The organism is Colwellia sp. SU-HH00943, assembly GCF_057546125.1.
In genome coordinates this window covers 326,872-350,869 of the sequence record NZ_BAAJLW010000001.1, presented here as the reverse complement: position 1 = coordinate 350,869, position 23,998 = coordinate 326,872, and the positions used below count along the sequence as shown (strand labels likewise).

Annotated in this window: 18 protein-coding genes; 8 read left to right on the top strand and 10 right to left on the bottom strand. The window is 38.4% G+C overall.

Features of this window, described 5'->3' with window-relative positions; genetic code table 11:
• The 4 genes from rsmA to AC27GZ_RS01435 all read right to left on the bottom strand — a co-directional run bounded on the left by rsmA (position 1) and on the right by AC27GZ_RS01435 (position 5,635).
• Positions 1–882: a 16S rRNA (adenine(1518)-N(6)/adenine(1519)-N(6))-dimethyltransferase RsmA gene (gene rsmA, locus AC27GZ_RS01450; RefSeq protein WP_487093099.1), complete on the bottom strand. Its 882-nt coding sequence runs from the start codon at positions 880–882 to the stop codon at positions 1–3.
• A 98-nt stretch (positions 883–980) separates the two neighbouring features.
• The gene (pdxA, locus tag AC27GZ_RS01445; protein ID WP_487093098.1) at positions 981–1,973 is read right to left on the bottom strand and encodes a 4-hydroxythreonine-4-phosphate dehydrogenase PdxA; all 993 of its coding nucleotides are present in this window, start codon (positions 1,971–1,973) and stop codon (positions 981–983) included.
• Positions 1,973–3,274, bottom strand: coding sequence for a peptidylprolyl isomerase SurA (gene surA / locus AC27GZ_RS01440; protein ID WP_487093097.1), 1,302 nt, complete (start codon positions 3,272–3,274; stop codon positions 1,973–1,975). Before surA ends, pdxA begins: the two co-directional genes overlap by 1 nt.
• Before the next feature lie 33 nt (positions 3,275–3,307).
• The gene (locus AC27GZ_RS01435) at positions 3,308–5,635 is read right to left on the bottom strand and encodes an LPS-assembly protein LptD (RefSeq protein WP_487093096.1); all 2,328 of its coding nucleotides are present in this window, start codon (positions 5,633–5,635) and stop codon (positions 3,308–3,310) included.
• Between the two features lie 96 nt (positions 5,636–5,731).
• On the opposite strand from AC27GZ_RS01435, the gene djlA reads away from it, so the two are divergent.
• On the top strand, positions 5,732–6,550 hold the full coding sequence (gene djlA, locus AC27GZ_RS01430; RefSeq protein ID WP_487093095.1) for a co-chaperone DjlA: 819 nt from the start codon (positions 5,732–5,734) through the stop codon (positions 6,548–6,550).
• Positions 6,551–6,575: 25 nt separating this feature from the next.
• Here djlA and AC27GZ_RS01425 read toward each other — a convergent pair whose 3' ends face one another.
• The 3 genes from AC27GZ_RS01425 to rapA form a co-directional block, all read right to left on the bottom strand.
• Positions 6,576–7,520 carry a DUF3530 family protein gene (locus AC27GZ_RS01425; RefSeq protein ID WP_487093094.1) on the bottom strand — a complete coding sequence of 315 codons (945 nt, stop codon included), beginning with the start codon at positions 7,518–7,520 and terminating at the stop codon, positions 6,576–6,578.
• 66 nt (positions 7,521–7,586) lie between these two features.
• Positions 7,587–8,270, bottom strand: a complete 684-nt coding sequence (gene rluA, locus AC27GZ_RS01420; protein WP_487093093.1) for a bifunctional tRNA pseudouridine(32) synthase/23S rRNA pseudouridine(746) synthase RluA — start codon at positions 8,268–8,270, stop codon at positions 7,587–7,589.
• Between the two features lie 19 nt (positions 8,271–8,289).
• Positions 8,290–11,202, bottom strand: a complete 2,913-nt coding sequence (gene rapA / locus AC27GZ_RS01415) for an RNA polymerase-associated protein RapA (protein ID WP_487093092.1) — start codon at positions 11,200–11,202, stop codon at positions 8,290–8,292.
• 226 nt (positions 11,203–11,428) lie between these two features.
• On the opposite strand from rapA, the gene AC27GZ_RS01410 reads away from it, so the two are divergent.
• The 3 genes from AC27GZ_RS01410 to AC27GZ_RS01400 all read left to right on the top strand — a co-directional run bounded on the left by AC27GZ_RS01410 (position 11,429) and on the right by AC27GZ_RS01400 (position 14,182).
• The gene (locus tag AC27GZ_RS01410; protein ID WP_487093091.1) at positions 11,429–12,808 is read left to right on the top strand and encodes a PhoH family protein; all 1,380 of its coding nucleotides are present in this window, start codon (positions 11,429–11,431) and stop codon (positions 12,806–12,808) included.
• Between the two features lie 116 nt (positions 12,809–12,924).
• Positions 12,925–13,098 (top strand): hypothetical protein, encoded by a 174-nt coding sequence (locus AC27GZ_RS01405; protein WP_487093090.1) that lies wholly within the window; start codon positions 12,925–12,927, stop codon positions 13,096–13,098.
• A 124-nt stretch (positions 13,099–13,222) separates the two neighbouring features.
• A complete protein-coding gene (locus AC27GZ_RS01400) occupies positions 13,223–14,182 on the top strand; it encodes a hypothetical protein (RefSeq protein ID WP_487093089.1) in 960 nt (319 codons plus the stop codon).
• A gap of 226 nt (positions 14,183–14,408) precedes the next feature.
• Here the strand turns inward: AC27GZ_RS01400 and AC27GZ_RS01395 are convergent, their stop codons facing one another.
• Together AC27GZ_RS01395 and AC27GZ_RS01390 are read right to left on the bottom strand one after the other, a co-directional pair.
• Positions 14,409–15,245, bottom strand: a complete 837-nt coding sequence (locus tag AC27GZ_RS01395; RefSeq protein ID WP_487093088.1) for a hypothetical protein — start codon at positions 15,243–15,245, stop codon at positions 14,409–14,411.
• Positions 15,246–15,453: 208 nt separating this feature from the next.
• Positions 15,454–15,837 carry a hypothetical protein gene (locus AC27GZ_RS01390; protein WP_487093087.1) on the bottom strand — a complete coding sequence of 128 codons (384 nt, stop codon included), beginning with the start codon at positions 15,835–15,837 and terminating at the stop codon, positions 15,454–15,456.
• A gap of 515 nt (positions 15,838–16,352) precedes the next feature.
• On the opposite strand from AC27GZ_RS01390, the gene AC27GZ_RS01385 reads away from it, so the two are divergent.
• Genes AC27GZ_RS01385 through AC27GZ_RS01370 form a run of 4 tightly spaced genes read left to right on the top strand, consistent with a single transcriptional unit; the run spans position 16,353 to position 23,207 of the window.
• The gene (locus tag AC27GZ_RS01385; protein WP_487093086.1) at positions 16,353–17,387 is read left to right on the top strand and encodes an efflux RND transporter periplasmic adaptor subunit; all 1,035 of its coding nucleotides are present in this window, start codon (positions 16,353–16,355) and stop codon (positions 17,385–17,387) included.
• Between the two features lie 9 nt (positions 17,388–17,396).
• Positions 17,397–20,495, top strand: a complete 3,099-nt coding sequence (locus tag AC27GZ_RS01380) for an efflux RND transporter permease subunit (RefSeq protein WP_487093085.1) — start codon at positions 17,397–17,399, stop codon at positions 20,493–20,495.
• 56 nt (positions 20,496–20,551) lie between these two features.
• Entirely contained in the window at positions 20,552–22,588 is a 2,037-nt protein-coding gene (locus tag AC27GZ_RS01375; RefSeq protein ID WP_487093084.1) for a protein-disulfide reductase DsbD family protein, read from the top strand.
• Positions 22,581–23,207: a redoxin domain-containing protein gene (locus AC27GZ_RS01370; RefSeq protein ID WP_487093083.1), complete on the top strand. Its 627-nt coding sequence runs from the start codon at positions 22,581–22,583 to the stop codon at positions 23,205–23,207. The genes AC27GZ_RS01375 and AC27GZ_RS01370 overlap by 8 nt, the downstream gene beginning before the upstream one ends.
• 108 nt (positions 23,208–23,315) lie before the next feature.
• Here AC27GZ_RS01370 and AC27GZ_RS01365 read toward each other — a convergent pair whose 3' ends face one another.
• Positions 23,316–23,996 (bottom strand): Fe2+-dependent dioxygenase, encoded by a 681-nt coding sequence (locus tag AC27GZ_RS01365; RefSeq protein ID WP_487093082.1) that lies wholly within the window; start codon positions 23,994–23,996, stop codon positions 23,316–23,318.
• Positions 23,997–23,998: the final 2 nt, after the last annotated feature.

Genomic DNA, 23,998 nt, shown 5'->3' with positions numbered 1-23,998 from the left:
TTAACCTTTGGCTTTCAATTTTTGCTGTGCGGCTCTTAAGGCTTTTCTCGATAATTGTTTATCATCGTTTGCTTCTAAACTGACTACGTTGTCGGTAATAAAATTGGCAAGTTTTATATAGTCATCTATGGATAAATTTTCAGGTCGAAGCGTGGCATCAATGTTCAAAGATTCAAGTTGTTCTACACTCATTAGTTTTTTAAAGGTGTTACGAATAGTTTTACGACGTTGATTAAATGCGGTTAAACACACAGTATTTAGCGCATTGATATCTTTAACGGGATTTTTAATTTCTTTATGTGGAATTAAACGCACAATGGCAGAATCAACTTTTGGTGCAGGTTTAAACGCTTCTGGGCCAATCTCCATCACCGGAATAACTTGGCATTGGTATTGTGACATGATCGACAGTCTTCCATAAGCCTTACAATCTGGCCCTGCAGCCATACGCTCAACAACTTCTTTCTGTAACATAAAGTGCATATCTTGGACTTTATCTTTAAACGTGAGCAAATGAAAAATGAGCGGCGTTGAAATGTTATAGGGTAAATTACCAAAAATACGCAGTGGTTTTTCTTGTGCTAACTCAGAGAAATCAAAATTTAGTGCGTCAATTTCATGAATAGTTAAATGTGGAGCTAAAAAAGGGTGATGACGTAGTCTATGCGCTAAATCTCTATCTAATTCAACCACAGAAAGTTTTCCTGCGCGTTCTACGACAGGCTCAGTTAATGCACCAAGACCAGGACCTATTTCCACTAAGTTTTCACCAGGCTCAGGGTTAATAGCATCCACTATGTCACTGATAATGGCATCATTATGTAAAAAGTTTTGGCCAAATCGTTTTTTAGCCTGATGGCCTAAGTGGACTTTGCTATTCATAATATCTCATTTAAAAATTGATTTAACGGGTATGTTTTTCGATTACATATAGTGATTGCTAAGAGAACAAGGTCTTCAGCAAAAACACATACCACAGCTTATCCTCGTGGTTTACTACTGTTTGCAAGATCAATAGCGGTTTTCATCGCTTCCATCATACTACCTGAGTCGGCTTGGCCCGTTCCGGCAAGCTCTAGTGCTGTACCGTGATCAACAGAGGTACGGATAAAGGGTAACCCTAAGGTAATATTGACTGAAGCACCAAAGCCTTTATATTTTAAAACGGGTAAACCCTGATCGTGATACATAGTTAAAATGGCATCAGCATCTGCTAGGTATTTTTCTTGAAAAATTGTATCGGCAGGTAATGGCCCAATGATATCCATTCCTTCTTCTCTTAATTCATTGAAAGCCGGAATCATGGTATCAATTTCTTCGCGACCTAAATGGCCGTCTTCACCTGCATGAGGGTTAATCCCACAGGCATATATTTTAGGTGAATCAATACCAAATTTGGTTTGTAAATCTTGATGGAGTATGCGAGTTACTTTTTGTAAGCGTTCATAAGTGATCGCTTTAGATACATAAGCAAGCGGGATATGTGTAGTAACTAAAGCAACACGTAATCCTTCAGTAGCAAGCATCATAACAACATCAGAGCAATTAGCTTGGTGAGCGAAGTATTCTGTATGCCCGCTAAATGGCACACCGGCTTTATTGATTAAGCCTTTATGAACAGGCCCTGTTACCACGGCATCAAATTCGCCTGACATGTTTTTTTCGCTAGCTACTTGCAGAGTATCTACAACATAAGCACCATTATTAGTATCTAACTCACCGGCAACGCAAAGCTTACCAAGCGGTACATCTAAAATAGTTAAGCTGCCAGCTTGCTGTGGTATTGCCTCAATAGTTTCATCAAAGTCAATTAAGGTTACAGGCATGTTTAGCTGCTTTGCTCTTTGCTTAATCAAGGCTTTTGAAGCAACAACGACTACTTGTACGGGCCAATCCTGTTGAGCAATAGCAATGACGAGATCAGGGCCAATACCTGCAGGCTCACCCGGGGTAATAGCTATACGCTTGGTCATTACTTGCCATCCTGTTCAAATACTTCAATGTAGGCTTCATCTCTTGTTTCTTTGATCCAACGAGCACTTTCTACACCAAATTTACGGTTATATAATATTTGATAGGCACGATTTTGGTTGATTTGTGATGTGGCATCAACCATGCGTCTATCATGTAACTGAGCGATGTGCCAGCCAAATGATGAGCGAAATGGTTTATGGTATTCACCTTTTTCTAATGATGCCAGTGCATCCTTAAAGGCAGGGTCATAACTTGTTGGATCTGCCCAACCTAAATCTCCACCTCGTACAGAAGTTGGGCCTTCAGAGTGCTCTTTCGCCAACTCCTCAAAAGTAGCTTCACCCGCATTGATTTTGTCTAAATAGCCTTGTAATTGTTCTTCTGCTTTTGCTTCACTTAAAATGATTGAAGGTTTAATGAGGATATGGCTCGCGTGTACTTCTTCAACTTCAACAATTTGTCTGCCTCGAATATCAAGCACTTTCACAATACTAAAGCCTAAACCTGTACGAATAGGGCCTACAACGGTGTCTTTTTCTTTACCATCAATTAATTCAGAGAATAACGTTGGCATTTCGTTGATGTTTTTCCAACCTAAGTCACCCCCTTGTAGCGCATTAGCACCACCAGATGATGCGATGGCAATTTTAGTAAAGTCAGAGCCTGAATTGAGTAACTCAATTACTTTGTCAGCACGTTCTTTGGCTGCAGTCATTTCCTCTTGACTCGCATCAGAAGGAAATTCAATTAAAATGTGACCAAGGTGATACTCAACATCATTGTTAGTTTGAGCTTTCATTAAATCGAGTAAGTTGGCAACTTCTTGTGGAGAAATATAAATTCTATTTCTAACTGAGTTACGGCTTACTTCTCCAGAAATTAATTCAGTGCGAACATTTTCACGGTATTTCTCATAATCGGTACCATCATTGACAATTGCTTGACGAAACTGTGACAAAGTCATTTTGTTTTCTTGTGCCATATTTGCGATGGTTTGATCTAATTGGGCATCACTGACCTGTATACCCATACGTTCGCCAATTTGCAGCACAAGGCTGTCATTGATGAGCTTATCCATTACTTGCGTGCGTAATGCTTTGTCTGATGGTAAAGCTTGATCATTTCTTTGTGCTTGTAATTTTATAGTGGCTAATAAGTCTTTCACCTCAGATTCAAGTACAACGGAGCTATTAACAATAGCGGATACTCTATCGAGTTGCTTTTCTTCGGCAGTAGCTGACATTAATGAATTAATGAGTAATGTACTGGCTAATGTAATTGTTTTGGCTATATTTTTCATTTAATACTTATCTTCTAATACTAATATTATGTGTTAATTCTGTAAGTAATATGGGCGTTTATAGCCAAATATACTTGAGTTAAACATTTCTTGTGTGCCAATAGCGTCTTGCTTGCCATCGAGCCCTTTGATGATGAACTGTAGCACAAAACCACTATTAAATTCATCGCGGTTCTCATTGAACATGCCATCATCGCTTAAATTTGAGTTGATATGTCTATGATAGGCAATACGTAAAGCCCAACAACAGCTTTCATATTGAAAACCCGCGTAGCTTTCTAAATTGCGACTATTTTTTAAATCTTCCGTAACACGACCAACAAAAGCCCAATCTTTATTAATAGCGAAGTTCGCTAATAATGAAGCTTGTTCTAAGCTATTACCTGAGACATTACGAGTATAACGATGGTTCAATTGAACTGAGTTATATTTATCAATTTGATAATTTAGTGCAACTTGTCCTTTATTGGTGAAATTGTCAATAGTGTTATATTGAATGTCACCACTAATTTGCCATTGGTGATTTAAACGGTAAAATAAATCAGCGGCGAGTGAAGATTTCTGCCCATTGTCTTCAGTGGTAAAATCGGAATCAATAAACTCATCATAAGTGTTGTTATCATCTAGGTATTGAATTCTACCTAAGCTAATACGTACTATTTCGAGGTTTGACTCATCTAATAATCGACTAGTAAGACCCCAAGTATATTGGTTGGCGCCTGCTATTCTATCTAAACCACTGTAAATTTTATCTCTAAATAAGCCGTTGTAGTCATCTTGTAAATTGGTGGTATCGTATAAGCCAATGTTGGTTTGATCTTTTTCTGGAATATAAAGATATTGTATCTGTGGTTCTAAGGTATGTCTGTATTTAGCACCGAATAATGTCGTATCACGGTCAAAATTAATACCGCCATGAAAACGCGCTTTTGGTAATGTACGGTTGACGCTTTCTTCTAGTTCACTGCCAAGTTGAATGTTACTTTGCTGATAATAGGTATGCATTAATTTGAATTCAGAATTAAAAAACCAAGCCGGCGCGGTCATAGGGAAGGTTAAACCTGCTTCTACATGATAGCGGTTTGCATTCACTTGATCATTTAACTCAGGTTGAAAGCTGGTTATTTCTGAGTAGAGTTCAAATTGACCTGGTAAGCTAGAGTGCACTAATGCATCAAGTGGTTGTTGGGTTGATGCTTCTATATGAGGTAGTGTTTTATAACTTGCTTCATGATTACCTAATACTTCAAAATCTTGCAGTTTCATCACGGTTTGCCAATTTTCACCAAAGTAGGCTAATTCAGCCATTTGATATAAATAGGCATCATTAGAGTTATACTGCTTTGAGCCAATATCAACTAAATAGTTATCATCACTCATAGTGGTGTAATCAACATAAGCCCTGAAGTTATCAGAAAATGTACCTACATGTTGAATTCTTGCTAGGTAACGGGCGTCATCGTTGGACTTTATTTCTCTATCTTTATGCAAATATTCAAGGTGCACGCTGCCATTTTGCTGATCCGCTAAGTACCTAAATTCCGTTTTTAATTGGGTACCACGTTTAGACATGTAGTGGGGTGTGATAGTTGCGTCCAATTCTGGAGCAATATTCCAATAAAAAGGTACTTCAAGCTCAGCACCAGAGTTAGTTGAGCTACTGATTTTAGGGTATAAAAAACCTGTCTTACGCTGTTTGGATACAGGAAAAGTAAAATAAGGGAGATAAAAGACAGGCACATCAAATAATCTCACTTGGGCATGATAGGCTTCACCTTCACTACCGTCTGCTGAAATGGTTATTTCAGAGGCTTTTATTTGCCAGTCAGGTTCTTCTCCTGGACAAGTGGTGAACGTAGAAGCAAGTAAGCTAAGCCCTTCTTCTGAGCTTAAAGTGAGCTCTTCAGCGCTACCTCGGCCAGGGTTACCATACAGTTGGTAAGCACTATCTAGCATAGTAGTACTTCTATCTGCTTTACTTGCACTTAATTCACTGGCGTAAACATCTATGGCTTTATTTTGATAATGAATATCGCCTTGTGCATCAAAGGTCATTTTTAAGCGGTCAAATGACAAGTTATTGGCAAGTACAGTTTGGTTTTTATCAACTAAAGTTACTTCGCCATGAAACTTAGCGATTTGATCTTTTTCTATGCTGGAGTATTTCGAAATTATATGAATGCTATCATCAGTGATTTTAGGCGCATTTTTTACAATAGGCACATACGTTGGTAAAGGACACTGAAAAGCAAGCGGATTATCATCTTTTTGGGTTTGCTCGGCAAAAACAGCATGACATAACAAACTAGTTGAAAAAGTTATAAAGCTGGGAAAAGAAAAAAATTGTCGGGAAAAAAGCATTAATTTTTAAATGTTATCTTAAATATGCATGATGAAGCGTATATGATATAGCAATTATAACGAGCTCGCTATTAATTGTAAGGTAAAAACATAAGTATGCGCATTTGGGGAAAAGTTTTAGGATTTTTGTTCGGCTTTATGCTGAGTAAAAATTTATTTGGTGCTTTGTTAGGTGCTTGGCTAGGACATATGTTTGATCGTGGTCGAGGCTTTGATTTTGATGGATTAACGCAGGGCGAAGAAGATGATGTTTCACGACAAGCTGCATTTTTCTACACCACTTTTTCTGTTATGGGCCATGTGGCCAAAGCTAAAGGACAGGTGACTAATCATGAGATTGCTTTTGCTAGTGCCTACATGGACAAGCTTGGTTTAAATAGTGAGTTACGTCAACAAGCACAAGATGCCTTTCGTGAAGGCAAAATGGCAGGCTTCCCGTTAAAAGAGCGCCTGAGAAAATTCAAACGTATTTGTGGAAATCGTCAAGATTTGCTTTTAATGTTTTTGGAAATTCAAATTCAAGTTGCCTTTTCTGATGGCGATTTAGATAGTCAAGAACGAGAAGTATTACACACAATCGCAAAATTTTTAGGTTATTCAGCACGTCAGCTTGATAACCTACTAGAAATGATTATTGCTGGCGCCGCTTTTCATCAGCAACAAGCAGGTGGTGGTTATCGACAATCAAATGGCTCTAATGCTAATCATGGAAACCAACTTGATAATGCATATAAAATACTCGGGGTAAACAAGGATAGCTCGAAAGCTGAAATTAAAAAGGCGTATCGTAAACTGATGTCACAACATCATCCTGACAAACTTATCGCTAAAGGGCTACCGCCTGCCATGATGGAAGCGGCAAAAGAGAAAACCCAAGATATTCAAGCGGCGTATGATTTAATCTCAAAACAGTAATGGGTTCTGATGGTTAAAGAACCGCTTACCAACCTATTGATTTTAACCAACCGTTTATTTGACTCAGTAATGCTTGCTCTGGATAGAAACCCAGGGCGGTATTGTTGAGCTGTCGCTGGCGGTAATACACTTTCATTTCTTGTTTTGCGATAGCTGCTCGCTGAGGCGCTTTATTTAAGACTATATTGTTATCACGTTTTAAGTATAAGTCTAAAACGGGAGGCTCACTATTCGCTAAAGCTTTGGCAAATTCAGCATTGCGTTCATCAAGTAATTTGTTGCCCGTCAGCGCATAACTACTTAGCAATACAATGGCGTTGGGCGGTGAAATACTTTCATCTGAATTTAACACTTCAATTAATAGTGCGCCATGATTCCCTTTGGCAACCATCATTACAATACCAGGATATTCTTTTGCTTTACTCACGAGAGCATTGAGCAGGGGAGCAAATGTGTTTTTATAAGCCTCAAGCGTTGCATTATTTTCTTCTTGTTGAATGCTTACTTTTAACGCAGATGAGGGAAAATTTTCAGGTTTAGCATCAGGGTGAATACTAATAGTCGTCCAGCCTTGTTTTGGTAAGGCAGTGCTCAGAAAGTTAATTGCTTTTGGGTTTACCGCACCTTGATGCCAGTCAGGTATGAGTATGGCTACGCCTTTATTATTTGGTGCGGTATTTTCATGAATAATGGTAGTGTATTCTTGCGTACCTACTAATATAGGTTTTACTTTGCTGGGAGGTAAGTAATGCTTAATATCTTGTTGATATTGTTTATCTACTTCTATCGGTAAAGGCACTTTTCGTTGATCGCTGCTGGCGGTTTTTTTTGTTTTTTCCGCTTTTTCAGCTTTGGTATCTTCACTGTTATTTGCACTTTGCTCGGCCATGGCCAAAGTTGAGAAACAGAAAAGGACTAAAGCCACCATCATGAATTTAGTTGTTGTCATGAGTGTAGAAAATGCCGACACAGTATTTCCTTTAGTTCAAAATATTTCTAGAGAGTAATATTTTTATCGGCCATAAGCCAGATAATGTTAATCAAACGGGCAAGGCGCTACAAAACAGAGTAATTCTCCGGTAACTGGGTGTGCAAAACTTAAGTTTCTTGCGTGTAATTGCAAGCGTGAACTAGCGGCGAGGGCTTGCGGATGCGCATATAATCTATCCCCTAAAATAGGATGCCCTAAGGCAAGCATATGTACGCGTAATTGATGAGAACGACCTGTTACTGGTTTTAATTCCACTAAGGTACTTTCTTCGTTTTCGTTTAATGATGAATAGCTGAGGACGCTGTAATGAGTAAGTGATTTCTTACCATTTTCATGATCGACTTTTTGTTTCGGTCGATTAGGCCAATCACAAATCAAAGGTAAATCAACTGAGCCTTCTATGTCATTAATTTTACCGAAGACGCGGGCAATATAACTTTTTTGCGTTTTACGTTGTTCAAACTGGCGACTAATGGCTACGTGTGCGGCTTTATTTAGCGCCATGATGATGATGCCTGACGTTGCCATATCTAAGCGGTGAACAACCGTCGCGGTAGGTAACACACGCTGTACTCTGTTCTGTAAGCAGTCTTGATGCTCAGGTAATCTACCAGGCACACTGAGTAAATCACTGGGTTTGTTTAGTACCACTAAGTCCTCATCTTGATAAATAATATCAAGATAAGGGCTCATCGGTGGCTGATAGATGAAATCAGGGTTTGCACTCATTGGACTCTCGTTACAGCGATTAATGGGTTACTACTATCATACGAATAGCTTCAAAGGTTAACTGTGCTTTATCAATATAATGACTTAACTCAGCTTGCTGGTGGTTGATAAAGTCTATTTCAGCTTGGCGAACACTTGGGTTGATGGCTTTTAACGCCGTTAGCCTTTGTTGCTCTTGTTCAAGCTTGCTGGTCATATTGGTTAGGGCTTTCTCTTGAATAGCCGCTATTTTTTGTTGGCCATGTTGTTCAGCTTTTGAAACTAGTGGCCCAATTTGCGCTTTTAATGCCTTGGTCAGTTGTAACGCCATTTGCTTTTTCACCGGCGTTAATTGCTTATCAAGCAGGTCTTCACTGACTTTATCGGCGAGGTTATTTCCGCTTTTATCAACCAATATACGAATAGGTGTGGTGGGTAAGTAACGACCTAATTGCAAGTGGGCTGGGGCTGTTGCTTCAACCGTAAATAAGCATTCTAGAAAGAAAGTACCAACTGGAAGCGCTTCATTTTTTAATAAACCGATGCAGGCATTACCAATTTCATCACTGAGCACAAGATCCATAACGCCACGCACCATTGGATGATCCCATGTCATTAATTGGTAATTCTCATTAATTAACGCGGTATCACGATCAAAGGTGATGGTAGTGCCATCTTCTGGTAAACACGGGAAATTACTGTTAAGCATATGTTCACTTTGATTAAGGGCAATAGCATTGTCGGCTTTATCATCTTGTTGAACACCAAATACATCTAAAGCTTGAAACATAAATTGTGGCAAATCTACTTTTTTGTCATTTAAGGCGATTTTTTCCACCAATTCATGTGCTCTGCCTTGCCCAGAAGAATTAAGCTCGAGTAGTTTATCTCGACCGCTTTCTAAATCAGCTTTTATCGACAAATGTTTTTGCCAGCTCTGAGAAATAAGTTGCTCTGCTTCACTTGATTGCTGTTGGTTACTCAAGGCTAATGATAACAATGTGTTGCCAAACGCTTCATAAACAACACGCCCAGTAATACAGGTATGCTCAAAAGCTTGTAGTCCTTGATGATACCAGTCAAACAACAAATGCTGTGCAGAATCTTGAAAGTAAGGCACATGCAAACGAATGACTTGAGTTTGTCCAATCCTATCAAGTCGGCCAATTCGCTGTTCAAGTAAATCTGGGTTTTGTGGTAAATCAAACAGTACTAAGTGGTGAGCAAATTGGAAGTTACGTCCTTCGCTGCCGATTTCTGAGCATAATAATAATTGTGCGCTATCTTCATCTTGGGCAAAGTATGCCGCTGCTCTATCGCGTTCAAAAATAGATAAACCTTCATGAAATACTGCCGAGCGAATACCCTCTTTAATACGAAGTGCTGCTTCGAGATCTATCGCGGTTTGTGCGTGGGCACAAATCAATAGCACCTTTTCTTTTTTGAGTGAGGCTAATAAGTTGATTAAGTAATCAACACGCGGATCAAAATCAGTCCAAGTTTGCGGCTGTACATCAAATGAGTACAGGATTTCAGGGGTAAAGATAGTGCTAGCCTGTTTAGATTTTGCCAATGATTCAGGGCAACCGCTGAGCATAAATTCATTTAAGCTTGCTTGGTATTCTTCTGGCATAGTTAAAGGCTGAGGATGAATTTCACGCGCTGGGAAGCCTTTGATGGTGTTACGAGAGTTTCTAAATAAAATACGGCCCGTACCATGTCTGTCGAGTAATTGCGTTAATAACTGTTGGCGAACAGTATTTTTAGTGCTGTCTTCAGTGCTATTAAGCGCTTGTAGCTGTGTTCTAATATCGCTTTCTTTTAACAGCTCGCTCAGTGTGGCTTCTTGCTCGCTTGTTAGTTTTTCACCTTCCACTAAGGCATTGGCGGCATCAGCAACTTCACTGTAGTGAGTTTCTTCTTCGGTAAATTTTTCGTAATCAAAAAATCTGTCTGGGTCGAGTAAACGCAGGCGAGCAAAGTGACTTTCATGTCCTAACTGATCAGGCGTAGCTGTCAGTAATAATACCCCTGGAATTACTTGTGCTAACTGTTCAATGCATTGGTATTCAAGGCTAGGTTTATCTTGTTGCCAATCTAAATGATGGGCTTCATCAACCACCATTAAATCCCAATCTTCATCAATGAGTGCATCGTACCATTGTGGGTTTTTAGTAATGAAACCTAAGTTGACTAACACTAATTGTTCACTACTAAAAGGGTTTGTGCTTTCTGCATTTGAGCTTTCAACACAACGATCTTCATCAAAAATACTGAATTTAAGATTAAAGCGGCGCAGCATTTCTACTAACCATTGATGCATTAATGATTCAGGCACAATAATTAAAATACGTTTTGCTCTGCCACTGACTAATTGTTGATGGAGAATTAACCCCGCTTCAATGGTTTTACCTAAACCGACTTCATCAGCAAGTAATACCCGTGGTGCAAAACGATTACCAACTTCATCAGCAATGTAAAGTTGATGCGGGATCAGGCTAACGCGTGCACCTGTTAAGCCCATTAAGTCAGATTGTTGTTGCTGATACTGATGTTGAATGCAGTCTTTGCGTAATCGATACCAATCTAATCTATCTACTTGGCTATTCAATAAGCGATCATGCGGCTTATTAAATTTTATAAAGTGATCTATCATCACTTCTTTTAACGTGGTTTGCTCTTGAGTATCTTGTCTGACACCTTGGTAGGTTATTAGGCCATTTTCTTCACTGCTTGAGGTTACCTTTAATAACCAACCTTCATGGCTAGGAATGAGATCACCGTTATTAAAGATTACTCGCGTTAATGGTGCATTCGCTTGCGCGTATTGTCGTGACTCGCCTGTAGCGGTGAAAATAATATTAACAAATCGGTGCTCAATCCCTGTAACCGTTCCTAATCCTTGATCTGATTCACTATCACTGATCCAACGTTGGCCTACCTGAAATGGCATAAAAGAAGCTCCAAAAGTACTCAAAAATATTAGGTAAAAAACTTCACAAATCTTGCTGTGAAAAAAACGGCGCTATAGTACCTGTTCGTTATACATAATCATAGCTAGCTTTACTAAAAAAGCTGATATTTCTCTTGTCATGCACTAAATAAACTGCCATTGTTTAGGTGTAGTTGTTTGTAAATTTATCTGCTGTTTTCTTATCATTAATGCTGGAGATGCTTATATGACTGAAGAAAGAACTATTTATATCCTCGATACCAATATTCTACTGCACGAACCCTTCGCCTTTTTATCCTTTCAAGAACATGACGTAGTCGTTCCCATGACTGTCCTCGAAGAATTAGATTCCATCAAAGATAGACGAAAAGATGTTAGTCGAGATGCGAGAGTGGCTATAAGAGCCCTTGAAGATACCTTAACGGATGCAACCCCAGAGGAAGTACTTGCCGGGGTTAAATTACCTGAAAATGACGATAAACACCCTAGTGGTTGTTTATCTATTATTAATGATTACGCCTTAAAACAAACCGCTAAAACCTTATCGTTTAACGAAAATGATAATCGTATTATTAATGCTGCTTTACATATTCAAGAAATAAACCCTGACACGAAAGTTGTTTTAGTCACCAAAGACATCAATATGCGCTTAAAAGCGAAAGGGGCAGGTCTAGCGCATGTTGAAGATTACCGTACCGATCAGCTCATTGATGATATTCAATTTTTAACCAAAGGTTATCATCAATTTGAAGGTGATTTTTGGCAACAAATTAAAGCCTGTGATAGTGAGTCTGACGGCCGATATACCACACACTTTATTGATAAAAACTTAGTGCCACTAAGTTACATGAATGAATACCTGATTGATGAAAATGAGAACTTTGCCGGTAAAGTAACAGGTTGGAATGATGAGCAAGTGTCCATTTTAGACTTAGGTCGTGAGCGCTTGATGGGTAAAAGCGCATGGGGTATTCATCCTAAAAATATCTACCAAGGTATGGCGATGGATGCGTTATTAGATCCGAATATTGACTTAGTTATTTTAACGGGGCCAGCAGGCTGTGGTAAAACATTACTGGCACTGGCAACAGCCCTAGAGCAAGTGATAGAACGAGGCTTGTACGACAAAATTATTGTCACCCGCTCAACACCTGAAATCGCTGAATCTATCGGCTTTTTACCTGGCACAGAAGAAGAGAAAATGGCACCTTGGTTAGCTGCCATAACTGACTCTCTAGAAGTACTTCATCAGCAAGATGAGAATATGTCTGGTAGTTTAGATTACATTATGGATAAAGCTAACATACAGTTTAAATCGGTTAACTTTATGCGTGGTCGTAGTATTCAAAATTCATTGGTGCTGTTAGATGAATGTCAAAACCTCACTGCTGCTCAACTTAAAACCATTATCACCCGCTGTGGTGAAGGAACTAAACTGGTGTGCTCAGGTAACTTAGCGCAAATAGACAGTAATTATTTAACCGCTGTCACTTCCGGTTTAACCTATATAGTTGAACGTTTTAAGGACTTCCCCGGTAGTGCAACCGTTAACCTAAATGGTGTGGTGCGCAGTAAGTTGGCTTCTTTTGCAGAAGAAAACTTATAAGCAACAAGGTTTGATTCATCACTCATTAAGCTTAATTAAGATGTTAGGGAAAAGCTCTGAGTTATGTGAGGAGCATGGGCTTTATTTATCTTTAGGTAAATAAAGCTCAAGAAAGGATGAATAATTACCAGTCAATCTTTAAAGCGCATATTGATGGCGGGCTAATTAAAGATATTAGGTTGGTGACGAATAAAGGGGGAATTGGTAGAGAAACATTTAAGTTTCAATTAGAAGCTTTAACTGGAAGAAGAATGCGCCCTGCTATGATAGGAGGGCCGAAACGTAATTAAGTTTACTCTGACCCTAGTTAGTTTCGTTTTGTCATTTAACACCTTAATAATTAGTGATTTATAAATTTATTTTAGTTAGTAAAAAAATAAGCTGTAATACTTAACAAGGATTTTTTAAATTATAATGATTTTTTTTACAAAAAAAACACTATTTATTTTTTTACTTTTCATAGTATCTTTCATTTTATATTTATACCTCTTTGAGTTCGAAAATGATCGTTCTTTAACGCAAGTTATAATTTCAGAAGATAAAAAAACCTCCTCAATAACACAAATTCAAAACCAGTCACGTTCAAAAGCAATTGCTTCTAATACAACTGATACGAATATAGGTATTACTTATAAAGAGTTCCCTAATACACAATTAGAAGGGAATTTTACAGATCACTTTGATGAATTAATTCAGCGGTTTCAAAATGGCGATTTAGATGCAGGTTATATTTTGGGAGTAAATTTACAAAAGTGTTTAACTGTACCCTATTCTGAAGAAGAGCTTATTCAGAATAATGAAGAATTTAGAGTTGCTATGGAGGGAGTCAGTGATAGATCAGAAGAAATAATATCCGCAGAATATCTGACTAGCAATAGAGCTTTTTATAATTGCGAAGGGATACCTGCTAGCGAGAGAATTAAATTTTATGATTATTTATCTAAATCAGCACACCTAGGTAATATTCCTTCCGCCAGTGTTTCAGTTGACTTTCATTCTCTTGTTTCTAAAAAGTATCCAGATTTATTAAAAAAAGAACAAGATGAAAAACAACGTGAATATTTTGAAGCGCATATAGAGTACGTTGAAAAAGCTGCAAACTCAGGTAGTCTTCCTGCAATTTACCAATTAGTCCTATTTAATATTGAAAACACAAATCATGCAGTTAAAGATAAGCATTCTATTGCAGCCTTAGCATACAGTACTGCTCTAATGGAATTTACAAGAAATAATTTTTTTTATAATCGTTCAAATGAAATAAGTACAAATTTAATTTCTAGGATGAGTCAAAAGCAAATTGAGAGTGCTCAAGTTATAGCAGAAGAACTCAAAAAAAACATACTATCAAACAATGATATCTATGATTTAAATTAAGTAAATTAAGTAAATAAAGTAAATAAAGCTCAAGAAAGGATGAATAATTACCAGTCAATCTTTAAAGCGCATATTGATGGCGGGCTAATTAAAGGTATTAGGTTGGTAACGAATAAAGGGGGAAGGCTGAAACGTGATTAAGTTTACTCTGACCCTTATAAGCTCCACAGTTACTTTTCCTAAGTTGCCAAATTTAGATTCTTTCCCTGAATTAGTCAGGTGAATTCTATAATAGTGGGGAGGTTAAGTTTATTTCCTTAGACATATACAGATCATCATATGCTAAGCCACCGTTGCCATAAGGTTTCTTAACTGAACCCGTGTTGGTGGTTGCAAAAAAGTAAATTAGTGGCTTTTCCCGTTTCATTCTAAAATCAGCACCTTTGAATACTAAACGTTGTTTATCAAACTCTCCGCCTTTAACATATACATCATAGGTTTGCCCGCCATCTTCCCGTTTAGCATTATTAACAACATACCAAATTTGATACCAAGTTTTTGGCTTTAAAGGTAAGGCTGATTTATTTTCCGAATAATTTTGAATATTACTGTATTGACGGTATTTATCATTGCTATCAATTTTTACCATTAAAGTGCCATCATTCTTAAAACCATTTGATTCGTATTTATCGGTGACTCTTAGCGTTGGTTCAAAAGCGTTATAAGCTTCTTTTTTGATGTCTTCTCCATTTAAGTTACTAATACCGAAGGCATGGTTATTAGGAAAGCTTTCAACAAAAATTCGAGTATAAAAAGTATAAGTTTGTCCTACAGGAACGGGCGAAGGTAAAGCTATATAGGTTAGGGCTTTCCTATTGCCAACAACACCATCTACAGCTGGTTTTTTTAGTAAATAACTATTTAAACCTTGTTGGCGTATTTCTGTAACTTGAGGGTTAGGAACAAAAGGCGACGTATTATTTTGAGTATCGGCTAACTGCCAGTTATTGAGCACACCGGATTCAAAGTCATCTATTAAAATCCATGAGGACTTATCTATTTTCGTTGTACATGAACAGATTAAAAAGCCAAGAAATATTATAAAAGAAGCTCTCAATGTCATTCCTTATTACCTAGTTTTCTCTATTAAAAAATAAAAAAGCTTTCATTACAAAGGTTTTTAAGAATGGATATACGTTCTAGCTAGGTATTAGTAATGTGTCTTATCAAATTATGATAAACAATAGGCAATTTATCTAAATATCTGACCCCAGTAAGTACCTACCGTAAGCGAAATATAGCGCAAGTCATTTAAAGCCTTTCTTGTGTTTTTAGTTTTTTTCGTCTTCAGAAATCTTTTGTTGCAGAGCATTGACTACGTCCACTAAAGTTCCTATTCCTGCACCATCCGGATCATAATTATGTTCTGAAAATAAGGGTTTGGCTTCATTAAGGTTGTTTATTAGCTTATTAATTAATTCGTCATCATGGCAAGTATCAATGAGTACCTCTAAATGGGTATCGGCATAGCGAATAGCTCTGGATACAAGGCTTTGATTATTATGAGAGCTAGAATAGGCACTGCCAACAATTTTAAGGTTTTTAGCTTCTAGATCAGATAATAATTGTTGAATTGAGGCGATTAACTCTGGTGAGTTTTTAAAAGCAGTATCTTGTTTACTAAATAGTTTTTTTAGTTTGTTGATTAATGACATTAGTAAAAGCTCCTTCAATTAATGCGTATCTAGTTTTTTAAGTATTTTTTCATGTAGAGCAGCTTGTTTTAGCTTTTATGATTTGCCATAAATAACATGCTAAGTATTAGATACTCAAAGCATACTAGTTAATTTTTACTGTTTTTTATAGCAAATTGTTTTACCTATATATCAGTAATTGTTCAGCTACTCATCGATAGTTTGAAGAAAATAACTTAGGACATCATTATCAATGCCTTATCTATCGCCTTGTTAAAACATACACTATGATAATTAGGGTTAGTTTAAATGCTTGTACAGATTGAAACCTAATGGTCGCCTTTTGTTATTTACACTAGTTTTTAGATGTTTTAGATCTTTTGTACAACTTGGCTTGCTTTTTATGCAGTTTATCGTTTTAAGTGTATTAAAATGTAACAAAGGCTGATTAAATGCAGCATATTTTTCATTAAAGTTAAGCTATTTAGTAGCTTGTCTTTTGCGCTTGAATATCTTCAAAAAATTTTAAGGGAATTATGAGAGTTTTTATCATTTTTACCGCAGTAATAGTGCTGCTATCTACATCTATTCATGCTAATGAACGTAAAAGGCCGCCTGCCAATGTTATCACCCAAGCGCTGTCTTTTGAGCCAATTAAAGTCACGATTGAAACTGTTGGTACCGCAGAAGCGCATAAGTCGGTTTTGCTTTATCCTGCGGCTGCAGATCGCGTTACAAAGATTGCTTTTGAGCCGGGAGATTTTGTTGAAAAGGGAACGGTAATAGTAGAGCTTGATGCGCGTAGACAAATCGCTTCATTAAAAAGAGCCCAAATTGAACTAGCCGATAAACAACGTAATGTAGACCGCCTTGTTAAAAGTAAAGCAAATGGTGCTGTTACGGAATCAGAAGTAGATGAAGCACAAGCACTGCTTGATTTAGCGCTTGTTAGGGTCTCTGAAGCAGAAGCGGATCTTGAAGATAGAAGTGTTGTCGCACCTTTTAATGGTCATCTTGGCTTAGCAGGCGTAGAAGTTGGTGATCGCATTAATCAAGTAACCATGATCACAACGATTGATGATAGAGAGCAATTATTTATTAATTTTTCCGTCCCTGAATCTTCATATAATTTAGTTGGGTCTGATACCAGTGTAACTGTACAACCATGGAACAATAGAGATAGTGTTTTTAGTGCATCCTTAGATCAATTGGATAGTCGAATTGATCTAGCGAAACGAACTTTAAAAGTTAGGGCATTACTTGACAATAGTAACGATTTATTTCGCCCTGGTTTAAGTTTTAAGGTGACCTTGAGTGCAAAAGGCGCTGCTTATCCTGTTGTTCCTGAAGCAGCATTGGCTTGGGGCGCTACTGGCTCATACATTTGGCTTGTAAAAGACGGTAAAGCGTACAAGAAAACAGTCACAATAAAACAACGTTTACGGGGTAGGATACTTGTTGAAGGCGATTTATCCAAAGGTGACGTATTAGTTGTTGAAGGTATTCAACGCTTAAGAGAAGGCGCTGAAGTTGTTGTCGAAAGTGTGTTAGCAAATAAACAGGTTAATTAAGGTATTATTATGCTGAATCTATTTCAAAATAAAGACGATTTACCCTCACTTTCGGTTCGCAGACCCGTCACGATTGTTGTTTTAAACATTCTTATTATTATTGCTGGTCTATCGGCCATTTTAGGGATAGAAGTTAGAGAGCTCCCCGATGTTGATAGACCTATAGTTAGTGTTGTTGCTAACTATCCAGGCGGTGCACCTGAAACGGTTGATAATGAAGTTACCCGAAGAATTGAAGGCGCAGTGGCTAGGGTAAGTGGTGTTAAGTCAATTAGAGCACAAAGTGAAGAAAACTCAGCACGGGTGCGAGTAGAATTTCGCCCTGGTGTTAACATTGAAGATGCTGCTAATGAAGTGCGAGAGTCAGTGAGCCGTATCCAACGCCGTTTACCTGACGAAGTAGAAAGGCTATCAATTATAAAAGCAGATAATGATGCTCGCTCTGTCATTAATTTAGCTATAGGCAGTGAGAAGTATGATATCGAAACCATTGCTGAAATTGTTGAACGAGATATTTCTCCCTTGTTCCTTTCAATATCAGGAGTTGCTGATGTAAGACTCAATGGTGAAAGAAAGCGAGTATTACGCGTGGTTGTTGACCCTATTCGTTTAGCTAGCTATAGCCTGTCATTTTCTCACGTTGCTAGTGCACTTAGATCTGCCCCCTTTGATGTTGCTGCAGGTAGTTTACGCTCTACCGATCACCAAGTGATAGTACGAGCTGATGCTACTTCAGTTACGACAGCAGAGGTTGAGAAAATAATTATCGATGGCAATACCCGTGTAGGTGATGTCGCTACGGTTTATTTTGGGCCTGCAGATGCGCATAGTTTTGTGCGTTTAAACGGTAAGCCAGTGATTGGCTTAGGTGTTATTCGACAAGCCAGCTCTAATACGATAGAAATTTCCGATCAGGCTTTAGCCACAGTTGAAGAGATCAAATTACGTTATCCCGATCTAGAAATTTTTGTGACTACTGACGATGCTCAGTTTATCCGTAGCTCTGTTGAAGAAGTGATTAAATCACTCGGTTATACCATTGCGTTAGTCGTATTCACGTTATGGTTGTTCCTTGGTAGTTGGCGAGCAACGTTAGTACCTGCCTTGTCTATTCCTGTATCGTTAGTTGGCGTGTTAGTAATAATTTGGGCACTAGGCTTTTCAATTAATATTCTTACCTTGCTTGCTTTAGTATTGGCTACAGGCTTAATTGTTGATGATGCGATTGTTGTTTCGGAAAATATCCAAAGACATAAATCGCTAGGCGTGAAATCTCGGGCGGCAGCAGTTGTTGGATCACGCGAAGTTTTCTTTGCGGTAGTAGCTACTACCGCAGTGTTAGTTGCGGTTTTTCTGCCAATTGCTTTCTTGCCTTCAACCGCTGGAAAATTGTTTCGAGAATTTGGTGGCGTATTAGCGGGCGCTGTTATTATTTCTTCACTAGTTGCATTGACCTTAGTGCCTGCGTTGAAAGCAAAAATTAAAAATAAAACCAATATTAAAGAAAGTTCGCGTTCTAAAAACTTTGGAAATGGTATTGTTTTAGCTTATGAAAAGTCCCTAGAATTTTGTATTAAATTTGGTTGGCTTATATTGCTCTTAAGTCTTTTCGTCGCAGGTGGCGCTACTATGCTTTATAACAGTATAGATAAAGAGCTGCTGCCATCAGAAGATAGAGGTAGTATTCGTATTGTTGCTCGAGGGCCTGACGGTGTGGGTATTTCATATATGGATCGTCAGGCTGAAGCGATGGAAGATATTGTCTTACCTTATGCTGAACTTGGGGATATTGAATCTATCAATACGGTTGTAGGGCAGTGGGATCCCAATGTTGTGCTGATGAGAGTTCATTTAAAAGATTGGGCTGAACGAGAAAATTCCCAACAGAAAATTATTTCTGAAATACGTCCTAAACTTGCGGGTATTCCAGGCGCACCAGCACGTGCTTCTGGTGCAAATAGCCTTAACCTTAGAGGTAATGGTGGTGGTATTGAGTTTGCCATTACTGGTAATGATTATGATGAAATTTATCAAGTAACTCAGTCTTTTAGTAAAGTTGTAGAATCAGATTATCCAGAATTTGGTCAATTAGATATTTCTTACCAACCAACTCAGCCACAAATGCGGGTTCATATCGACCGTAATTTAGCTGAAGAGCTTGGTGTACCGTTTAGCGATATAAATCAAACATTACGAGCGGCTATCGGTGGTGACGACATTACTGATTTAAATGTAGGAGATAAGGCTATTCCGATAATTTTGCAGTCTTCTTATAAAGATTCTGCTACGCCATCAGATTTAACCAATTTATACGTTGCTGCACAAAATGGAGAGTTAGTGTCCTTATCGTCAATAGCGTACATTTCTGAAGAAGGTGTTGCCGCTGAATTAGAGCGTCATGCCCAACGTAGAGCTATAGAAGTCGATGCAGAAATGCCAGAGACAATGCCGATTGATGAAGCCGTACAAGTATTGCGCGAACTAGCCAGAGAACATTTACCTAATGGCTTTGAGTTGATTTTTCTTGGCGAGGCTAAAACCTATCAAGAAACGGATCAACAAGTGAGTATGACATATTTGGTGGCGTTCTTAATTGTGCTACTTGTGTTAGCTGCACAGTTTGAGAGTGTTACAAGCGCTTTGGTTGTCATGTTAACCGTGCCATTTGGTATTGCCGCAGCAATTTTTGCTGTATGGCTCACTGATACCACCATAAATATTTACTCGCAAATTGGTTTAGTGATGTTGATCGGCTTATTAGCGAAAAACTCTATTTTGTTAGTTGAATTTGCTGATCAGCTAAGAGACAGGGGAGTTGGAATTCACCAAGCCATTATTGAAGCAGGGAAAGTGCGTTTGAGACCTATAATGATGACCTTATTATCAACGGTATTAGGTGGCTTACCTCTTATTCTTTCTTCCGGTGCTGGCGCTGAGGCGAGAAATGCTATCGGTTGGGTTGTATTTGGCGGTTTAGGCATAGCTATCGTTTTCACTTTATTCTTAACACCGGTGTTATATGTTTGGTTAGCACGTTTTGCTAAGCCTAGAGCAGATCAAGAAAAAATCTTAGTGGATGAATTAAATAAAGCAAAAAATTCAGCATAGTTTTAATAATAAAGCATAGAAGTGCAAAAGTAATAGGTGAGAATTTAGGTAACCTTATGAGTAAGCAAAAGTTTTTTTCGTTAATTATTCAAGCTTTTTGGTTGTTAAGTCTTTTGGTATATGCCTCTATTAGCTATGCAGAAGTCACTAATGTGGCAAGTAAGGCTAAAGGTGAGCATATTGAAGTTGCGCTGATAACCGAGTATCAGCAACTTAGTGCCGAACAAACTAACTGGATTGGCGTCCTGCTTTCGCCTGAAGAGCATTGGCATACTTATTGGAAAAATCCAGGGGATTCGGGTGAAGCTCCGAGTGTAGAGTGGAACGCATCGGCTGAACTTAGTTTTGGTGATATTGTATGGCCAGTTCCGCAACAAATTCCTGTCGCTCATCTAGTGAATTATGGCTATGAAGGGCAGGTATTATTGATGGTACCCGTCGAGCTTTTAAATAACAATAATATTACAGAAGTAGAAATCAACGTTGCGCTGTCTTGGTTAGTGTGTAAAGAAGATTGTATACCTGGTTGGGCAGATTTAAGGGTAACGTTACCTATTGCCAGTGAAAGAGAAGCATCAAGTTACGCCGACCTGTTTGCACAAACGCGTCAGCAATTACCTAGCGATAAGTTGTTAAAGGCTAAGTTTGAAATTACTGAACAACACTTAACGGTTGGCTATCAAGCCCCTTATGAAGCTGATTGGTCTTTATTGCCATTACGCTCTGATGTTGCTCAACATAACCAAGAGCAGCAGCTTTTCACGGAGAATGGTCTTAATACTCAAGTTATTTTGTCGTCGGATTATTTTACCGGTAATGTGCAACAACTTGACTTTTTACTTACCGATGGCAAAGCTGGCTTTTACCTTTCTGCTCATCTAAATGACAATCAAGAACAGGCTAGTGATTCGCTTATTATGTTTATGCTCATGGCTTTCGTGGGTGGTTTGATTTTAAACATTATGCCTTGTGTATTACCTGTTCTGTCATTTAAAGCTATGGCTATTGGTAATGAAAATATGACAGTAAGCCAAAAGTTGGGTTATGGCTTAGGTGTTCTAGCTTGTTTTAACTTGTTTGCTACGGCGATTATTTTATTAAAAAGTAGTGGTGAAGCGGTTGGCTGGGGCTTTCATATGCAAGAGCCCGCCGTTATCGCATTTTTAGCTTTCTTATTTGTATTCATTGCCCTTATTTTAATGGATATTGCTCCCTCGGGCGCTCGATTGGCAGGCATGGGGCAGTCTTTAATTTCAGGAAATGGTTTTTCAAGCCAATTCTTTACAGGCGTATTGGCGGTGGTAGTAGCGTCACCTTGTACGGCCCCCTTCATGGCTGCTGCTTTAGGGGTAGCTTTAGTAAGCCCCCCTATGACCACTTATTTAATTTTTACTGCGCTGGCAATAGGCTTTGCTTTACCGTTATCACTCTTATTTATCTCGTCTCGCTTTGCAAAGTTACTGCCTAAACCCGGTGCATGGATGAACACCTTCAAGCAGTTGTTGGTCTTTCCAATGCTTGCTACTGTTGTTTGGTTGGTTTGGGTATACCTAGGGCAAACTAGTGGTTTTGCGCAATTTGGCTTGTTGATGTCATTAGTTGGCTTTGCATTAATGATGTGGTTAAGTAGTAAACTTACAGGTGGGTATAGTTATGTTAGTTTATTACTTGCCATTATTTTATTGATTTCTGCTTTGTACTCTAGTGTGGGGAGCACCCCTCCTCAAAAAGAAAATTCGCATCAGGCATTCTCACCAAATAAATTAAAACAGTTGCGAAATGAAGGAGACGTAGTACTGGTCAATATGACGGCAGACTGGTGTATTACGTGTAAAGTAAATGAGCAAGTTGCCTTTAGTAGAGAGCAAGTTAAATCTGCTTTCGAACAATCAGATGTCCACTACTTAGTGGGTGACTGGACCAATAAAAATGACACTATATTAGAGTTTTTAACACAGTATCAACGATCTGGTGTGCCGCTATATGTAGTTTATGCGGGTAACCATTATGAACAGGTGTTACCACAAATGTTAACGCCTGAAATAGTTATAGAAGCAATAACAAAAGCTAAGAAGGAGATTAACCATGATTAACAATAAGAAAATGAAAAGACAAGTCCTCTCAATCGTTGCACTGTTTATGGGGGTTGTGGGTAGTGCGATGGCAGCTGTAAAAGTAGAGCAAGCCGCGCCAGATTTTAGTTTAGCCAATTCCAAAGGGGAAATGGTTAGCTTGTCTGATTATAAAGGTAAATATGTTGTGCTGGAGTGGACTAACCATCTTTGTCCTTATGTTAAGAAGCATTATGAGAGCGATAATATCCCAAGCTTGCAAAGAAAATACACATCGCAAGATGTAGTTTGGTTATCTATTATTTCTTCAGCAGAAGGTAAGCAAGGTCATATAGATGGTGCTAAATCTGATGAATTAACGAGTTCACGTAAAGCCGCTCCTACGCATGTGTTATTTGATCCAGAAGGAAGTGTAGGTAAAGCATATGGCGCGAAAACTACGCCGCATATGTACATTATTGACCCTGCTGGTTCACTTAAATATGCAGGTGGAATTGATAGTATTAAATCAGCAAGAATTTCTGATATTGCAAAAGCTGATAACTATGTAGAGGAAGCGATGACTGCTTTATTAGCAGGTAAAGACGTGAAAAATAAATTAACTCCACCTTATGGTTGTTCGGTGAAGTATAAAAGTTAACTCGATAAGCTAATGCGTTTAAAGCCTTAAGTTATGGGATAAAACGTGATGAAAATAAAAGCCGCTTTGCTATTTACACAAAGCGGCTTTGTTTTACCTGAAATCAGCTTAGAGTTGTGTGAAATGTCTGATCAAATTGTGATAAACATTATGCAATTTATCTAACTCAGCTCGATTAGTTTGCTCTTTTGCTATTAACTCTTGAATTGTCGAGTCTAGCTGGTAGAGGTTTTGTCTTAAGGTAGAGTCTGCCACCATACTTTGCATCCAGCATATTGCTGCAATTCTCTCACCTGCTAACACTGGGGTAACTTGATGTAAACTACTTGATGGGTATACAACAGCATATCCTGCTTCAAGTTTTACTTTTTGCTCTCCAAAGTCAGTAGCGATAGTAAGTTCACCACCTTCATATTCATCTGGCTCAGACAAAAATACAGTCATTGAAACGTCACTACGGATAACGTCTTGGCTGTTTGGTAAACGCATTATAGCAGCATCAACGTGGTAGCCATAAGTTTCTCCCTTACCATAACGATTAAAGCAAGGTGGGAAAATTTTATGGGGTAATGCGGCAGAAACTAGTTTAGGAGAATGCCCCATTTTACTTAACAATGTGTTTGCCAAACCTGAAACAAGTTTATCATTGGGATCAGCTTGGTAATTGTTTTTTACGTTAGCTGCCATGCCCATGGCTGTTTGTTTACCATCTAGCCAATTGGCTTGAGTTAACGTTTGGCGAAAGGCTTTCACCTCATCTTTGGTTAAAAGTTGTTCAACAATTACCATGC

What these genes read in the sequence shown, in the direction of transcription:
- AC27GZ_RS01375 (WP_487093084.1), top strand. Translation starts at nt 20,552, where the DNA reads ATGAGTAAGCAAAAGTTTTTTTCGTTAATTATTCAAGCTTTTTGGTTG.
- AC27GZ_RS01410 (WP_487093091.1), top strand. Translation starts at nt 11,429, where the DNA reads ATGACTGAAGAAAGAACTATTTATATCCTCGATACCAATATTCTACTG.
- AC27GZ_RS01390 (WP_487093087.1), bottom strand. Translation starts at nt 15,837, where the DNA reads ATGTCATTAATCAACAAACTAAAAAAACTATTTAGTAAACAAGATACT.
- AC27GZ_RS01435 (WP_487093096.1), bottom strand. Translation starts at nt 5,635, where the DNA reads ATGCTTTTTTCCCGACAATTTTTTTCTTTTCCCAGCTTTATAACTTTT.
- rluA (WP_487093093.1), bottom strand. Translation starts at nt 8,270, where the DNA reads ATGAGTGCAAACCCTGATTTCATCTATCAGCCACCGATGAGCCCTTAT.
- pdxA (WP_487093098.1), bottom strand. Translation starts at nt 1,973, where the DNA reads ATGACCAAGCGTATAGCTATTACCCCGGGTGAGCCTGCAGGTATTGGC.
- rapA (WP_487093092.1), bottom strand. Translation starts at nt 11,202, where the DNA reads ATGCCATTTCAGGTAGGCCAACGTTGGATCAGTGATAGTGAATCAGAT.
- AC27GZ_RS01395 (WP_487093088.1), bottom strand. Translation starts at nt 15,245, where the DNA reads ATGACATTGAGAGCTTCTTTTATAATATTTCTTGGCTTTTTAATCTGT.
- AC27GZ_RS01400 (WP_487093089.1), top strand. Translation starts at nt 13,223, where the DNA reads ATGATTTTTTTTACAAAAAAAACACTATTTATTTTTTTACTTTTCATA.
- AC27GZ_RS01385 (WP_487093086.1), top strand. Translation starts at nt 16,353, where the DNA reads ATGAGAGTTTTTATCATTTTTACCGCAGTAATAGTGCTGCTATCTACA.
- surA (WP_487093097.1), bottom strand. Translation starts at nt 3,274, where the DNA reads ATGAAAAATATAGCCAAAACAATTACATTAGCCAGTACATTACTCATT.
- AC27GZ_RS01405 (WP_487093090.1), top strand. Translation starts at nt 12,925, where the DNA reads ATGAATAATTACCAGTCAATCTTTAAAGCGCATATTGATGGCGGGCTA.
- AC27GZ_RS01365 (WP_487093082.1), bottom strand. Translation starts at nt 23,996, where the DNA reads ATGGTAATTGTTGAACAACTTTTAACCAAAGATGAGGTGAAAGCCTTT.
- AC27GZ_RS01370 (WP_487093083.1), top strand. Translation starts at nt 22,581, where the DNA reads ATGATTAACAATAAGAAAATGAAAAGACAAGTCCTCTCAATCGTTGCA.
- AC27GZ_RS01380 (WP_487093085.1), top strand. Translation starts at nt 17,397, where the DNA reads ATGCTGAATCTATTTCAAAATAAAGACGATTTACCCTCACTTTCGGTT.
- rsmA (WP_487093099.1), bottom strand. Translation starts at nt 882, where the DNA reads ATGAATAGCAAAGTCCACTTAGGCCATCAGGCTAAAAAACGATTTGGC.
- djlA (WP_487093095.1), top strand. Translation starts at nt 5,732, where the DNA reads ATGCGCATTTGGGGAAAAGTTTTAGGATTTTTGTTCGGCTTTATGCTG.